The sequence below is a fragment of the Neobacillus cucumis genome (assembly GCF_002860255.1).
GTDB lineage: Bacteria > Bacillota > Bacilli > Bacillales > Cytobacillaceae > Neobacillus > Neobacillus cucumis_A.
Window position 1 is genome coordinate 1 of the sequence record NZ_PGVE01000042.1, and the last position, 15,326, is coordinate 15,326.

Here is a 15,326-nt window from a genome sequence, read left to right on the forward strand (position 1 = left end):
TTTCCCTCTACTCGATTAATTGAGTTTATTTTCTTGTCTTGAACAGGCCTGGCAAATTATAGTAAGAAGTATAGGTATTTTTACAAAAGGAAAAGATATAAAGAAAAATGTTTACATATTCTAAAAGTAAGCCCTTTACCAAAAAGGAGGAGTACAAATGGACTCAACTGCAGAAAAAATTTCAGAATTGCAGGGTTATAAACTCCATGTTATTGAAACAGAAAAGTATAAGACGAATACATTTGTTTGGAGAATGAAAGCTCCTTTAAAAAAAGAGGATGTAACAAAACGGGCACTGCTCCCTCATGTATTACAAAGCAGCTCAGCCAAATATTCTTCCACAACCGCATTACGATCTTATTTAGATGAATTATATGGTGCGACCCTTTTTGTTGATTTAGCCAAAAAAGGTGAATACCATGTCATGAGCGTAACAATAGAAATTGCCAACGAGAAATTTTTAAGCGACCCAACCCCTCTTTTGAAAAAAGGGTTTGAACTGCTGACAGAGATACTGACCAATCCAAATGCATCTGGAAATGCTTTCGATAAGGATACTGTCGAAAAAGAAAAGCGTGTGCTCAAATCCAGGATCCAATCTGTTTTCGATGATAAAATGCGCTATTCTAATGTCCGCTTACTAGAGGAAATGTGTAAGGGTGAGCCTTATGCATTGCAGGTTAATGGTGAAGCAGACGCGGTAGATTCAATTACACCTGAAAATTTATACGAATACTATCAAAAAGCTTTTTTAGAAGATGAAATGGATCTTTATGTCATCGGGGATGTAAAAGAAGAGGAAGTAAAACAATTTGCCAACCAATTACTTCACTTTGAAAATCGGACACCGAAAAAACTTCAAACGGAAAATACAACAAATCGAACGGAAGTCAATGAGGTAAAAGAAGCACAGGATGTCAAACAAGGAAAATTAAATATCGGGTACCGGACAAATATCGTTTATGGGGATCCTGAGTATTTTGCACTTCAAGTTTTCAACGGCATCTTTGGCGGCTTTTCTCATTCTAAATTATTTATTAATGTTCGCGAAAAAGCCAGCCTTGCCTATTACGCAGCCAGCCGTCTTGAAAGCCATAAAGGCCTTATGATGGTGATGTCAGGGATTGATTTGAAAAATTATGATCAGGCTGTTGGAATTATTCATGAACAAATGGATGCCATGAAAAAAGGGGACTTCACTGACCAAGAATTAGTCCAAACGAAAGCGGTTATTCAAAATCAAATTATGGAGACTGTGGATACAGCCAGAGGTTTAACCGAAATCCTTTATCATAATGTGGTAGCAGCTACGAACATTTCGCTTGATACCTGGATGAGTGAAATGAATAAGGTGACAAAAGAAGAAATCATAGATGCAGCAAATAAGATTCAGCTTGATACCATCTATTTCTTAACTGGAACGGAGGCGGGCAAATAATGGAAAAAATTACTTTTGACCAGCTTCAGGAAGAACTTTTTCATGAAAAAATGTCGAATGGGCTAAATGTTTATATTCTGCCAAAGAAAGGCTTTAATAAAACATATGCGACCTTTACTACGAAATATGGTTCGGTAGATAATACCTTTGTTCCACTCGGTAAAGAAGAATTTGTAAAGGTGCCAGATGGAATTGCACACTTCTTAGAGCATAAGCTGTTTGAAAAAGAGGATGGAGATGTGTTTCAGCAGTTCAGCCGTCAAGGAGCATCAGCTAACGCCTTTACATCGTTTACGCGTACGGCCTATTTATTTTCAAGTACCTCTGATGTGGAAAAGAATTTAGAAACATTGATTGATTTTGTCCAAAGCCCTTATTTTTCCGAAAAATCGGTTGAAAAAGAAAAGGGGATTATTGGTCAGGAAATCACCATGTATGATGATAATCCAGACTGGCGGCTATACTTTGGCTTAATTCAAAACTTGTATCAAAATCATCCTGTTAAGATTGATATTGCAGGGACCATTGAATCCATTGCGGAAATTGATAAAGATTGGCTATATGAGTGTTACAATACCTTCTACCATCCAAGCAACATGCTGTTATTTATCGTGGGTCCAGTTGACCCTGAAAAAATAATGACTCAGGTACGAGACAACCAAGCAAAAAAAGATTATAAAGATATGCCTGAAATCAAACGTAAGTTTGAGGAAGAGCCGCCGCAAGCGGCTGAAAAGAAACAGGTCCTACAAATGAATGTCCAGACTTCTAAAACACTCATTGGAATCAAAGCGCTTCATGTGGACCAATCAGGTGAGGAGCTGCTTAAAAACGAGCTTACCATGAATGTGCTGCTCGATTTATTGTTTGGAAAAAGTTCTGAAAACTATAATAAACTCTATGATGAAGCACTTGTCGATGAAACCTTCTCCTATGACTATACACAAGAACAAGGCTTTGGGTTTGCTATGGTAGGAGGAGACACAAGTGAACCGGATCAACTTGCAGATCGACTGCAAGAAATGCTTCTTGCTGCAAAACAGGGCAGTATGTTTAACGAAGAACAATTAGAAAGAGCAAAAAAGAAGAAAATTGGCGCCTTTTTACGAGCTGTTAACTCACCAGAATATATTGCGAATCAATTTACTCGATACGCCTTTAACGATATGAATTTATTCGATGTGGTACCAACACTCGAAAAGATTACCTTACAGGATGTTCAAAAGCTGGCTTCTGAAGTTATTTCAGAGGAACGGTTCTCTGTATGCCAGGTTGTACCAAAACAAAAGTAGGCGAAAGAAGCGTCGTGCCACGGCGCTTCTTTGCATGTCCTTATTTGATGAAAGAGTGATGTAATTGAGAAAATATGTATTATTAACGGGAGCAAGCGGAGGAATCGGACAAGCGTTAGCTTTACATTTAGCTGCGAAAGGATATCATTTATATCTGCATTACAATAAAAACGAACAAACCATCCGAGAACTAAGAAATAAACTCGAACCCTTCGGCGGAGAATACATACCCGTTCAGGCCGACTTTACTTCGCCAATTGGATACAAATCGATTTTACCGCATATTTTTTCCTTAGATGCGTTGATTCATTGCGGAGGAAAAAGTCATTATGGGCTGCTGGTGGATTTAAAGCAAGACGAAGCACAGGAATTATTTAATATTCATGTCTTAAATCCATTGATGTTAACAAAAGAATTATTACCTAAATTTTTAACTAAACGCTCAGGTAATATCATTGTGATTACCTCTATATGGGGACAGACGGGTGCTGCATGTGAAGTGGCCTACTCCGCCGCTAAGGGGGCGCAAATTGCTTTTGTTAAAGCGCTTAGTAAAGAAGTGGCTTTAAATGGAATTCGTGTCAATGCCATTGCCCCAGGTGCTGTGGATACCCCAATGATGGAAGGTTTCACACAGGAAGAAATAGAACAAATCTCCTTTGACATCCCAATGGGGAGAATAGCCAAGCCAGAAGAAATTGCTTCAAGTGCAGCATTCTTACTCTCAGAAGAGTCTTCCTATATGACGGGACAAGTGTTGTCTGTTAACGGTGGATGGTACACATAATTTTACAATTATCGATGAATAGTTCTTGATGCTTCTTCGCAAAATATCCTTGTACCATTCTAAAGGAGGGAATACAATGTCTGTTTTAGAAAACTGGAAACAATGGGAAGACTTCTTAGCCGATCGTCTTCATCATGCACAAAATGAAGGTATGAGTGAGGGCGCTGTTAGTAACCTTGCTTTTCAAATCGGTGATTACTTAGCAAACCAGGTTGAACCGAAAAATGAACAAGAAAGAATTCTTGCAGATCTTTGGTCCGTGGCTGACAAACAAGAACAGCAGGCCATTGCCAATATGATGGTTAAACTCATTTCAAATAACGGCTCACGCTAAGAGAGAGGGACCTCAGGGTCTCCTCTCTTTTCACATTTAATAACGAATGTATTCTTTTTTTAATAAATAGCTCATATTCTGTGTTTTTTCTTTCATCTTCTATCAAAATCATTTATTATAAAGTTTAGACGTCGTGGAAGTATAAAAAAAATGTCGAAACTTCTTTTTGGGGGTTTTTTATTTATGAAAAAAGAATGGTACTTAGAATATGAGATTCAAAAAAACCGCCCTGGTCTTTTGGGTGACATTTCTTCTTTATTAGGTATGCTTGCAATTAATATTGTCACTATTAATGGTGTAGATGAAGGCAGGCGCGGATTATTAATTTTAGCGAAAGATGATGATCAAATAAAACGGCTTGAGTCAATTTTAAATACAATGGACACAATAAAACTAATAAAACTAAGAGAGCCGAAACTGCGTGACAGATTAGCAGTCAGACATGGCCGCTATATTCAAAGGGACGCTGATGATAAAAAAACTTTCCGTTTTGTAAGGGATGAGCTTGGATTATTAGTTGATTTTATGGCAGAATTATTTAAGCAGGAGGGGCATAAACTCATCGGTATTCGCGGTATGCCTCGCGTTGGTAAAACGGAATCACTCGTTGCGGCAAGTGTTTGTGCAAATAAGCGCTGGTTGTTTGTTTCTTCTACTTTATTAAAACAAACCATCCGCAATCAACTGATCGAGGATGAGTACAATGCAAACAACTTGTTTATCCTTGATGGAATTGTATCGACTAGACGTGCAAATGAGCGTCACTGGCAGCTTGTTCGTGAAATAATGCGCATGCCTTCAGTTAAAGTGATTGAACATCCTGATATCTTTGTACAAAATTCAGAGTACACGCTTGACGATTTCGATTATATTATTGAACTTCGTAACCACGCTGATGAAGAAATAACCTATGATGTCGTGGATCAACATAATATGTTCTCCGGATCTGATTTTGGAGATTTTGATTTTTAATAAATTGGAAGGTGTTACAGGTGACGGAACTAGGGAATCGATTAAAGGAAGCCCGATTAGCTAAAAACTTAAGCTTAGACGATCTTCAGGCCATAACCAAAATCCAAAAACGCTATTTAGTTGGAATTGAAGAAGGTAATTACGCGAGTATGCCCGGAAATTTTTATGTAAGGGCCTTTATTAAACAATATGCAGAAGCGTTAAACCTAAATCCTGATGAAATCTTTGAAACCTATAAAAACGAGATTCCAGCCTCTCATAATGATGAGATGCATCATTTATCACGGGTGCAGACACACAAAGCTATTTCAGAAGGAAATTCTAAAATATTTGATATACTCCCAAAAGTTATAATCGGTGTTTTTGTCATTGGGGTTGCTAGTGTCTTATATTACTTTATTTCCAATCATGCTGGCGATAATGCCAATGAATCGGTTAGCAATGACAGGGAGCAGGTTAAAATTGAAAAATCGGATCAGCTTGAAAAGGTAAAGGCTGATCAGACGAAAAAACAAGAAAGCACTGCTACTAAAACAGATAAAGATACAGCCAAAACGGAAGAGGAAACGACTCCGATTGCTGATACTCCAAAGCAGGAATTGAAGGCTGTTCAAACCCAAGGGAATACGACAACCTATGATTTGAAAAATGCTGATAAATTTGTAATCAAGTTAGTTTCAAAAGGCAACACTTGGGTAAGCATTAAAAATGGAAAACAAAAAACCTTTTTCCAAGGAACTCTTAGAAAAGGGCAAACTGAGAGTCAAAAGCAAGATTTATCCGCAGAAAATATGGCTGTCATTAGGGTCGGAAACGCCGCAGATACAGATATTTATGTTAATGACCAAAAGCTTGAGTATGCCATCCCGGCAACAGCCAATGTTCAGAACATCAAGATTCAACATGTTCTGAAGAATGAATAGTCATCTGCTGATGGCTATTTTTCACTTTTTTCAATGATAAGGAGAAGAAATTATGAATATCCCTAATAGAATAACGGTATCAAGGATCCTATTAATCCCTTTATTCTTAATTATTATGCTCGTACCCTTTGATTGGGGCGACATGCACCTTCTTGGAGCAGATATGCCTGTTACCCATTTTGTGGGCGCTCTTATTTTTATAATTGCATCATGTACAGACTGGGTGGATGGGCATTATGCTCGTAAGTATAACCTGGTAACAAATATGGGGAAATTCCTTGATCCGCTGGCTGATAAATTATTAGTATCAGCTGCATTAATCGTTCTGGTTGAACTTAACGATGTATATGCTCCTTCATGGATTGTCATCATTATTATCAGCAGGGAATTTGCTGTAACCGGGCTTCGCTTATTATTAGCGGGTGAAGGAGAGGTAGTTGCAGCAAATATGCTTGGTAAAATTAAGACATGGACACAAATTATCGCCATTTCTTCGCTATTACTACATAATATTATTTTTGAAATGATTTCGTTTCGATTTGATATTTTAGCATTATGGGTTGCGATGATTTTTACCATTTGGTCCGGCTGGGATTATTTCGCTAAAAACAGCCATGTGTTAAAGAATTCAAAATAATACGGTTTTACTAAGGGGTGACTGGGTTGAAGAATGCTGAGATTATTGCGGTTGGTTCCGAGTTATTACTTGGGCAAATTGTGAATACCAACGCACGTTTTATTTCACAGCAATTAGCTGAGTTAGGTATTAACGTATATTTTCATACGGTAGTTGGGGACAATCCTGACAGGCTGTTGTCAGCGATTAAAACAGCTGAAACGCGCGCCAATGTCATTATTTTCACCGGTGGTTTGGGACCAACCAAAGATGATTTAACCAAGGAAACGATTGCCCGTCACTTGGGAAAAAATCTTGTGACGGATCAAAAGGCCCTTGAGTCAATCGAGCAATATTTTGCACGAACCAATCGTGTGATGACAGAGAATAATCGAAAGCAGGCATGGGTGTTAGAAGGCTCTCAAATCCTTCCAAATGACCACGGGATGGCTCCTGGGATGGTCCTTGAATCAAACGGTAATACCTATATGCTTTTACCAGGTCCTCCAAAGGAAATGGAACCTATGTTTCGCCAATATGGATACCCGGCATTGGCATCTAAAGATGCATTTCAAGAAAAAATTGTTTCTAGGGTTCTTCGTTTCTTTGGAATTGGGGAAGCGGCATTGGAAACAGAAATTATCGACCTTATTGATGCACAAAGTAATCCAACGATTGCCCCTCTTGCAGGAGATGGAGAGGTAACGCTGAGGCTGACAGCGAAACACGTAGATGAGGGAATAGCTCAATCTATGTTGGATGAAGTAGAGAAAGCCATTAGTCAGCGTGTAGGTCAGTTTATTTATGGATATGATAACACCTCATTGTTATCAGAGCTGACAAAGGTTCTGAAAGAAAGAAAACTAACCATTACAGCGGCTGAGAGTTTAACGGGGGGCTTGTTCCAGAAGGAGATGACCTCGATTGGCGGCGCTAGTTCTGTGTTTAAAGGCGGAATCGTTTGCTATTCAAATGAAGTGAAGCACAACGTTCTTCAAGTGAAACAAGAAACACTTGAAAAGGATGGGGCCGTGAGTGAACAATGTGCCTTAGAACTCGCGGAAAATGCTGCTGCGTTGTTAGGTGCTGATATTGGCGTTAGTTTCACAGGTGTAGCAGGACCGAATGAACTAGAAGGAAAGCCGGTTGGGACGGTTTATATTGGGGTAGCTTTGAAGGGAAGGCCGACGGTAGTTGAAAAGCTTACTCTCGGCGGAACAAGAGAAGCAATCCGCAATCGTGCGGTGAAATATGGATGTTATTATGCTTTGCGCAATTTAAAAGAATCACAGAATGCTTAATAGTGTTCTGTGATTTTTTGTTTTGAGCGAATGAGTAGAAGTTTGATTTTTCAGATAAGAGAGGGAAATATCTTTATCAGTAAGTTTTCTTGAATAGAAAGACAAAAATAGGGGTAATATGGTTTGTTTCCTAGTATAAATTGTTTATAAAACGGTCGAATAAATGTTCGCTTTTTTACTCGACAAATAGACTAAAAGAAGGTATAGTATTTATAGGATTTATTTTGATAGACTCTTAATGATAATTAATTTTCTTTATATAAAAAAGGAGGAACTATTTGTGAGTGACCGTAAAGCCGCCTTAGAAATGGCGTTAAAGCAAATAGAAAAACAATTTGGTAAAGGCTCCATTATGAAAATGGGAGAACAAACCGAGACAAGAATATCAACAGTACCAAGCGGCTCCTTAGCACTTGATGCGGCACTTGGAGTGGGCGGATACCCTAGAGGACGTATTATTGAAATTTACGGTCCAGAAAGTTCAGGTAAAACAACCGTTGCTCTTCATGCAATTGCAGAAGTACAGGCAAAAGGCGGACAAGCAGCGTTTATCGATGCTGAACACGCTCTTGACCCAACCTATGCTCAAAAATTAGGTGTTAACATTGATGAATTACTATTATCACAGCCTGATACTGGTGAACAGGCACTTGAAATCGCTGAAGCATTAGTACGAAGCGGTGCGGTCGATATTATCGTTATTGACTCCGTTGCAGCTCTAGTTCCTAAAGCAGAGATTGAAGGCGAAATGGGTGACGCACACGTAGGTTTACAAGCCCGCTTAATGTCACAAGCTCTTCGTAAACTATCAGGTGCTATCAATAAATCAAAAACAATCGCAGTCTTCATTAACCAGATTCGTGAAAAGGTAGGAGTCATGTTTGGGAACCCCGAGACAACTCCAGGTGGACGTGCATTAAAGTTCTACTCCACCATCCGTCTTGAAGTACGCCGTGCAGAAACTTTAAAACAAGGTAATGACATGGTTGGTAACAAGACAAAAATTAAAGTCGTAAAGAATAAAGTGGCACCACCATTCCGTACAGCTGAAGTCGATATCATGTATGGAGAAGGGATCTCTAAAGAGGGTGAAATCATCGATTTAGGATCTGAACTGGATATCGTTCAAAAAAGCGGATCCTGGTATTCTTATAACGATGAAAGACTTGGCCAAGGCCGTGAAAATGCGAAATTATTCTTAAAAGAAAACCCAGATATCCGTCAAGATATCCATCAAAAAATCCGAGAACACTACGGTCTAGATGGAGATAAAGTTGTAACGGAAACAGAGGACAATGAGCAGTTTGATTTACTAGACTAGTTTTTAAAAAGCAAAACCAATAAAGGTTTTGCTTTTTTTATAAAATGAATATTAATGCATTATATTTTATAATTATTCATATTGTACTTTACAAAACTACCAAGAATTTTATGAGAAATTCTAAATATTTCAAAAAGCTAATTGGACTAAGCCTTGACAATAAATATTCACAGCTTTACAATTAACATGTATATTTTACATTTTTGGAAATATTACATTGCGAAAAGCCTTGGTGCTTGGTGTATGTTGAGTCTAAACAATGTACTTGCCGACACTTAAAAAAAAGAACAAAAGTTCATAGCAAGAGGAGGTGTAACGATTGGATCTAATTACTATCATCTCCATTTTGCTTGGCCTTATCGTCGGTGCCGTTGTTGGCTATTTTGTTCATAAATCCATTGCTGATGCAAAAGTAGCAGGCGCAAAGAATGCTGCAGAGCAGATTCTTGAAGATGCTAAACGTGATGCGGATTCATTGAAAAAAGAAGCTTTGCTTGAAGCAAAGGATGAAATTCACAAGCTTCGCACAGAAGCTGAACGTGAGGTTCGTGAACGAAGAAATGAAATGCAAAAACAAGAAAACCGTTTACTGCAAAGAGAAGAGAATTTAGATCGAAAAGAGGAAACGTTAAATAAGCGTGAAAATCTTTTAGAAAAGAAGGATGATTCTCTAAACCAAAGACAACAGCATATTGAAGAGATGGAAAGCAAAGTGGACGAGTTGGTACGAAAACAACAAACTGAACTCGAACGAATTTCGAGCTTAACACGCGAGGAAGCAAAATCAATCATTATCGACAGAATGGAGCAAGAACTTACCCATGACACTGCCATAATGATTAAAGAGAGTGAAAACCGAGCGAAAGAGGAAGCCGACAAGAAAGCGAAGGAAATTCTTTCCTTAGCCATCCAGCGTTGCGCTGCTGACCATGTTGCGGAAACGACTGTCTCTGTCGTCAACCTTCCTAATGACGAAATGAAAGGCCGAATTATTGGCCGTGAAGGACGAAACATTCGTACACTTGAAACATTAACAGGAATTGATTTGATTATTGATGATACTCCTGAAGCTGTCATTTTATCAGGTTTTGATCCAATTCGAAGAGAAACAGCTCGCCTAGCTTTAGAGAAATTAGTCCAAGACGGACGAATCCATCCAGCACGAATCGAGGAAATGGTTGAAAAATCCCGTCGAGAAGTGGATGAGTATATTCGTGAAGTTGGGGAGCAAACAACCTTTGAAGTGGGAGTTCATGGACTACATCCCGATCTTATTAAAATCCTTGGCCGCTTAAAATTCCGTACCAGCTATGGGCAGAACGTCCTTAAGCATTCTATGGAAGTGGCCCAGCTTTCAGGTTTATTAGCTGCCGAGCTTGGTCAGGATGAAACACTTGCCCGTCGTGCCGGATTGCTTCATGACATCGGTAAAGCAATTGACCATGAGGTAGAAGGAAGCCATGTGGAAATCGGTGTAGAACTTGCAACGAAATACAAGGAACACCCCGTAGTAATAAATAGTATTGCGTCCCACCATGGTGATACAGAGCCTACATCTATCATTGCCGTTCTTGTTGCTGCAGCAGATGCACTGTCCGCAGCCAGACCTGGAGCACGTAGTGAAACTCTCGAAAACTATATCCGACGTCTTGAAAAGCTGGAAGAGATATCAGAGTCTTATGAAGGCGTTGAAAAATCATTTGCGATTCAAGCTGGTAGAGAAGTACGTATCATTGTAAGACCAGATGCAATAGATGATCTTGCTGCCCATCGACTAGCACGTGATATTCGTAAACGAATCGAAGAGGAACTTGATTATCCTGGACATATTAAAGTGACAGTTATCCGTGAAACACGGGCTGTTGAATATGCAAAATAAAGCGGTGCACATGCACTGCTTTATTTTTTTGCCTGACTGCCTATTGTGATTAAAGAAGAACTACTTGTGATACAATTTAAACAATACTAATTTTTTTTGACGAAAGGGAATAAAATGAATCTACTTTTTATAGGTGATGTCGTTGGCTCACCAGGCAGAGATATGGTGAAAGAATATCTGCCAAAATTAAAGGAAAAATATCGGCCACATTTTACAATCATAAATGGTGAAAATGCTGCAGGGGGCAAGGGGATTACCGAAAAAATTTATCGTGAGTTTTTAAGCCAGGGGGCTCAGGCGATCACTCTTGGCAATCATGCGTGGGACAACAGAGAGATATTTGAGTTTATCGATTCAGCGAAAAACATGGTTAGACCTGCGAATTTTCCTGAAGGTACTCCTGGCAAAGGGCTTGCATTTTATAAAGTGAATGAATTTGAAATCGCGGTTATAAATCTCCAAGGCCGAACGTTTATGGCTCCATTGGATTGTCCATTTAAAAAAGCGGATGAATTAGTTCAAATTGCCAGAGAAAGGACACCATTTATCTTTGTTGACTTTCATGCTGAAGTGACCAGTGAAAAGCAGGCAATGGGCTGGTATTTGGATGGAAGAGTCTCAGCCGTTATAGGTACCCATACACATGTTCAAACGGCCGACAACAGAGTTTTACCTGGCGGTACTGGTTACTTATCAGATGTGGGCATGACAGGCCCTTACGACGGGATTCTTGGAGTAGATAAAGAGGCTGTTCTAAAAAGATTTCTAACTAGCCTGCCGGTAAGGTTTGAGGTACCGACATCGGGGAGAAATCAGCTCAGTGCGGTTTACATAGAGTTAGACCGAAAAACAGGATTTACAAAGAAAATCGTCCCAATCCAAATTAATGACGATCATCCATATTATAGTTAAGAAAACTCCCATAGAGGAGTTTTTTATCTAAAAGCAAATAAACTCCCCCTTCTGAATAAGTTTTTATGCAAATTGCTTGCCTTTTTTCGTCCAAGCCGGAATATGTCTTTTCACAGATGAATATAGTAGCAGTGGAATGTTATAACCTGATTGGTTCATGAAATACTCATGCGGGATCGGGATTTTTCTAAGGGGGAGCTAGGAATGGAAATATTAAAAGTTTCAGCAAAATCTAATCCTAATTCTGTAGCTGGTGCACTTGCCGGAGTTCTGCGTGAAAGAGGTGCTGCAGAAATTCAGGCAATTGGTGCGGGTGCATTGAATCAAGCCGTTAAGGCAGTAGCGATTGCAAGAGGATTTGTAGCACCTAGCGGAGTTGATTTAATCTGTATCCCTGCGTTTACCGACATTTTAATTGACGGGGAAGAACGCACTGCTATTAAACTCATTGTTGAGCCAAGGTAAAATTAGTCCTATGTAAACAACAAAGAAGATTACACACCAACCTGCTCAGGGAGAATTCCTGAGCAGGTTTTTTGTATGACGAAGGATATAAAAATTACATAAATGTACTATAAAAAACTGTTATATTATTATTCTGCTATATAACAAAAAAATAGGACAGAATAATAAAAAAATGAAGAAAAGCAAGTAAAATTGCCTATTTAATCTATAAATTAACGAAATTTTCCTAGCAATTTTTTAATAATAAAAAAATATTCATATTTTAGACAATATTTCGAGCCAAAGGGTTGCAATTTTGAGTTCATAGGTCTAGAATTGTAAGCGTTTAGTACATATTCTTAATTCTGACTATTTAGTCTTTATTGCGTTTTCATAGGCTAATCTCTAGTGGATTACTTGGAATTGTGCTATAATCTAAATGATTTAGACTACTTATTTTTACATATCCAAAGGGGTGTAAGGGAATGATCAATCAACTTTCGTGGAAAGTTGGCGGACAACAAGGGGAAGGTATTGAAAGTACTGGGGAAATCTTTGCAATCGCACTGAATCGCCTAGGATATTACTTGTATGGTTATCGTCACTTTTCATCTCGTATTAAAGGCGGTCATACAAATAATAAAATCAGAGTTAGCACTACTGAGGTTCGCTCTATTTCTGATGACCTTGATATCCTTGTAGCGTTCGACCAAGAAACTATTGATGTTAACTACCAAGAACTGCACAGTAATGGTGTAATCCTCGCTGATGCAAAATTTGATCCAAAGAAACCAGAAGACACTGAAGCCTCCTTGTATGCGGTTCCATTCACTGAAATTGCAACAGAACTTGGGACTTCCTTAATGAAGAACATGGTTGCCATTGGGGCTACCTCTGCTGTTCTAGATTTGGATATTCAAGTTTTTGAAGAAGTAGTTCGAGAGATTTTCGGTAAAAAAGGTGATAAGGTTGTAGCTAAGAATATGGATGCTATAAAAGCAGGCTACGACTATATGAAAGAAAAAATGGATGCATCTGTACCGACAATGGTACTTGAAAAAGCAGACGGCAAACACCGTATGTATATGATTGGTAATGACGCTATCGCATTAGGTGCTATGGCTGGCGGATGTCGATTCATGGCTGCTTATCCTATTACACCTGCTTCTGATATCATGGAATATTTAATTAAAAAACTGCCAGCAGTAGGCGGAACAGTTATCCAAACGGAAGATGAAATCGCAGCATGTACGATGACGATTGGTGCGAGCTACGGTGGTATCCGTGCACTAACAGCTTCATCAGGCCCTGGATTATCATTGAAGATGGAAGCAATCGGACTAGCTGGTATTACAGAAACTCCGCTTGTTATCGTTGATACACAGCGTGGGGGTCCTTCAACAGGATTACCGACAAAGCAAGAGCAATCTGACTTAATGGCGATGATTTACGGGACACATGGTGAAATTCCAAAAATCGTTTTAGCGCCAAGTACAGTTCAAGAAGCTTTCTATGATACAGCAGAAGCTTTTAACCTTGCGGAAGAGTACCAATGTCCGGTTATCGTATTATCAGACCTTCAATTATCACTAGGAAAACAAACGGTGGAACCTTTAGACGCTTCTAAAGTAGAAATTAGACGAGGAAAGCTAGTAACAGAAGAGCTTCCAGAGATTGAAAATAAAGGTTATTTCAAGCGTTATGAAGTAACGGAAGATGGCGTTTCACCTCGTACCATCCCTGGGATGAAAAACGGAATCCATCACGTTACTGGTGTAGAGCATGCTGAGACTGGTAAACCTTCAGAATCCGCTGCAAACCGGATTGCTCAAATGGATAAACGTATGCGTAAAGTTGAAAAAATTCGTTTTAATACACCGGTTTATAAGAATGCACCACACGAAAATCCAGATTTATTAATTGTAGGATTTAACTCTACTCGCGGTGCCATTGAAGAAGCAATGGTTCGTTTGGAGAAAGACGGTTTGAAAGTAAATCATGCCCAAATTCGTCTAATTCATCCATTCCCAACTGAGGAAGTCCTTCCATTAGTTCAAGCTGCGAAGAAGGTAATCGTGGTTGAAAACAATGCGACTGGACAGTTAGCAAACATTATGAAAATGAATGTTGGTCATGCTGAAAAGATCACAAAATATGTTAAATATGATGGAAATCCATTCCTACCTCACGAAGTTCATTCAAAATGTAAGGAGTTGTTCTAAGTGGCCACTTTTAAAGACTTTAGAAATGATGTTAAACCGAACTGGTGCCCTGGATGTGGCGACTTCTCCGTACAAGCAGCAATGCAGCGTGCAGCAGCAAATTGTGGTTTAGAACCAGAAAATTTAGCCGTAATTTCAGGGATCGGCTGTTCCGGACGTATCTCTGGTTATATTAATTCATACGGTTTCCATGGAATTCATGGCCGTTCACTTCCAATTGCCCAAGGTGTTAAAATGGCTAACCGTGATTTAACTGTAATTGCTTCCGGCGGTGACGGTGACGGTTATGCGATCGGAATGGGACATACGGTTCATGCTATTCGTCGAAACGTAGATATTACTTACATCGTTATGGATAACCAAATTTATGGTTTAACAAAGGGGCAGACTTCCCCACGTTCGGCCGTAGGTTTTAAAACAAAATCTACACCAATGGGTTCCATTGAACAAGCGATTTCGCCAATGGAAATGGCCTTAACTGTAGGTGCTACATTCGTCGCACAAAGCTTCTCTACAGACTTAAAAGATCTTACAGCCCTAATTGAGGCTGGAATTAAACATAAAGGTTTCTCCTTAATTAACGTATTCAGCCCATGTGTAACTTACAATAAAGTCAACACATATGACTGGTTTAAGGAAAATCTGACAAAACTAAGTACGATTGAAGGATATGACCCATCCAACCGTGAATTGGCTATGCAGACATTAATGAAGCATAACGGCTTAGTTACTGGTCTAATTTATCAAAACACGGAGCGTCCTTCATACCAAGAATTAATTCCTGGTTATGCGGAAGAACCATTAACCAAGGCTGAATTAACTCTTGATCAGGCACACTTTGATAAACTAGTTGCCGAATTTATGTAATCAACCTACCCCGTGGGA

Annotated in this window: 14 protein-coding genes; all 14 read left to right on the forward strand. The window is 39.1% G+C overall.

Annotation, left to right across the window (positions count from 1 at the left end):
- Nucleotides 1-157 precede the first annotated feature (157 nt).
- Complete coding sequence (gene yfmF, locus CVD27_RS10660; RefSeq protein WP_101647895.1) at nucleotides 158-1,438, forward strand: EF-P 5-aminopentanol modification-associated protein YfmF; 1,281 nt, start codon at nucleotides 158-160, stop codon at nucleotides 1,436-1,438.
- The gene (gene yfmH, locus CVD27_RS10665) at nucleotides 1,438-2,730 is read left to right on the forward strand and encodes an EF-P 5-aminopentanol modification-associated protein YfmH (RefSeq protein ID WP_101647896.1); all 1,293 of its coding nucleotides are present in this window, start codon (nucleotides 1,438-1,440) and stop codon (nucleotides 2,728-2,730) included. The genes yfmF and yfmH overlap by 1 nt, the downstream gene beginning before the upstream one ends.
- A 64-nt stretch (nucleotides 2,731-2,794) precedes the next feature.
- The gene (ymfI, locus tag CVD27_RS10670) at nucleotides 2,795-3,517 is read left to right on the forward strand and encodes an elongation factor P 5-aminopentanone reductase (protein WP_101647897.1); all 723 of its coding nucleotides are present in this window, start codon (nucleotides 2,795-2,797) and stop codon (nucleotides 3,515-3,517) included.
- 76 nt (nucleotides 3,518-3,593) lie between these two features.
- Entirely contained in the window at nucleotides 3,594-3,851 is a 258-nt protein-coding gene (locus tag CVD27_RS10675; protein ID WP_101647898.1) for a DUF3243 domain-containing protein, read from the forward strand.
- Between the two features lie 183 nt (nucleotides 3,852-4,034).
- Entirely contained in the window at nucleotides 4,035-4,823 is a 789-nt protein-coding gene (locus CVD27_RS10680) for a DUF3388 domain-containing protein (protein ID WP_101647899.1), read from the forward strand.
- Between the two features lie 11 nt (nucleotides 4,824-4,834).
- Entirely contained in the window at nucleotides 4,835-5,746 is a 912-nt protein-coding gene (locus tag CVD27_RS10685; RefSeq protein WP_257984326.1) for a helix-turn-helix domain-containing protein, read from the forward strand.
- Nucleotides 5,747-5,798: 52 nt separating this feature from the next.
- On the forward strand, nucleotides 5,799-6,383 hold the full coding sequence (gene pgsA, locus CVD27_RS10690) for a CDP-diacylglycerol--glycerol-3-phosphate 3-phosphatidyltransferase (protein WP_101647901.1): 585 nt from the start codon (nucleotides 5,799-5,801) through the stop codon (nucleotides 6,381-6,383).
- Between the two features lie 26 nt (nucleotides 6,384-6,409).
- Entirely contained in the window at nucleotides 6,410-7,663 is a 1,254-nt protein-coding gene (locus tag CVD27_RS10695; RefSeq protein WP_101647902.1) for a competence/damage-inducible protein A, read from the forward strand.
- A 280-nt stretch (nucleotides 7,664-7,943) separates the two neighbouring features.
- Nucleotides 7,944-8,984, forward strand: coding sequence for a recombinase RecA (gene recA, locus CVD27_RS10700; RefSeq protein ID WP_101647903.1), 1,041 nt, complete (start codon nucleotides 7,944-7,946; stop codon nucleotides 8,982-8,984).
- A 319-nt stretch (nucleotides 8,985-9,303) separates the two neighbouring features.
- The gene (gene rny / locus CVD27_RS10705) at nucleotides 9,304-10,863 is read left to right on the forward strand and encodes a ribonuclease Y (protein WP_101647904.1); all 1,560 of its coding nucleotides are present in this window, start codon (nucleotides 9,304-9,306) and stop codon (nucleotides 10,861-10,863) included.
- Between the two features lie 114 nt (nucleotides 10,864-10,977).
- Nucleotides 10,978-11,775 carry a TIGR00282 family metallophosphoesterase gene (locus tag CVD27_RS10710; RefSeq protein ID WP_101647905.1) on the forward strand — a complete coding sequence of 266 codons (798 nt, stop codon included), beginning with the start codon at nucleotides 10,978-10,980 and terminating at the stop codon, nucleotides 11,773-11,775.
- 204 nt (nucleotides 11,776-11,979) lie between these two features.
- Nucleotides 11,980-12,240: a stage V sporulation protein SpoVS gene (spoVS, locus tag CVD27_RS10715; RefSeq protein WP_003211281.1), complete on the forward strand. Its 261-nt coding sequence runs from the start codon at nucleotides 11,980-11,982 to the stop codon at nucleotides 12,238-12,240.
- A 464-nt stretch (nucleotides 12,241-12,704) separates the two neighbouring features.
- Nucleotides 12,705-14,441: a 2-oxoacid:acceptor oxidoreductase subunit alpha gene (locus tag CVD27_RS10720; protein WP_101647906.1), complete on the forward strand. Its 1,737-nt coding sequence runs from the start codon at nucleotides 12,705-12,707 to the stop codon at nucleotides 14,439-14,441.
- Complete coding sequence (locus CVD27_RS10725; protein WP_101647907.1) at nucleotides 14,442-15,308, forward strand: 2-oxoacid:ferredoxin oxidoreductase subunit beta; 867 nt, start codon at nucleotides 14,442-14,444, stop codon at nucleotides 15,306-15,308.
- Nucleotides 15,309-15,326 lie beyond the last annotated feature (18 nt).

Excerpts from the sequence above, each read along its gene's own strand:
- yfmF (WP_101647895.1), top strand. The coding sequence starts at position 158 with ATGGACTCAACTGCAGAAAAAATTTCAGAATTGCAGGGTTATAAACTC.
- yfmH (WP_101647896.1), top strand. The coding sequence starts at position 1,438 with ATGGAAAAAATTACTTTTGACCAGCTTCAGGAAGAACTTTTTCATGAA.
- CVD27_RS10675 (WP_101647898.1), top strand. The coding sequence starts at position 3,594 with ATGTCTGTTTTAGAAAACTGGAAACAATGGGAAGACTTCTTAGCCGAT.
- CVD27_RS10680 (WP_101647899.1), top strand. The coding sequence starts at position 4,035 with ATGAAAAAAGAATGGTACTTAGAATATGAGATTCAAAAAAACCGCCCT.
- pgsA (WP_101647901.1), top strand. The coding sequence starts at position 5,799 with ATGAATATCCCTAATAGAATAACGGTATCAAGGATCCTATTAATCCCT.
- CVD27_RS10710 (WP_101647905.1), top strand. The coding sequence starts at position 10,978 with ATGAATCTACTTTTTATAGGTGATGTCGTTGGCTCACCAGGCAGAGAT.
- spoVS (WP_003211281.1), top strand. The coding sequence starts at position 11,980 with ATGGAAATATTAAAAGTTTCAGCAAAATCTAATCCTAATTCTGTAGCT.
- CVD27_RS10720 (WP_101647906.1), top strand. The coding sequence starts at position 12,705 with ATGATCAATCAACTTTCGTGGAAAGTTGGCGGACAACAAGGGGAAGGT.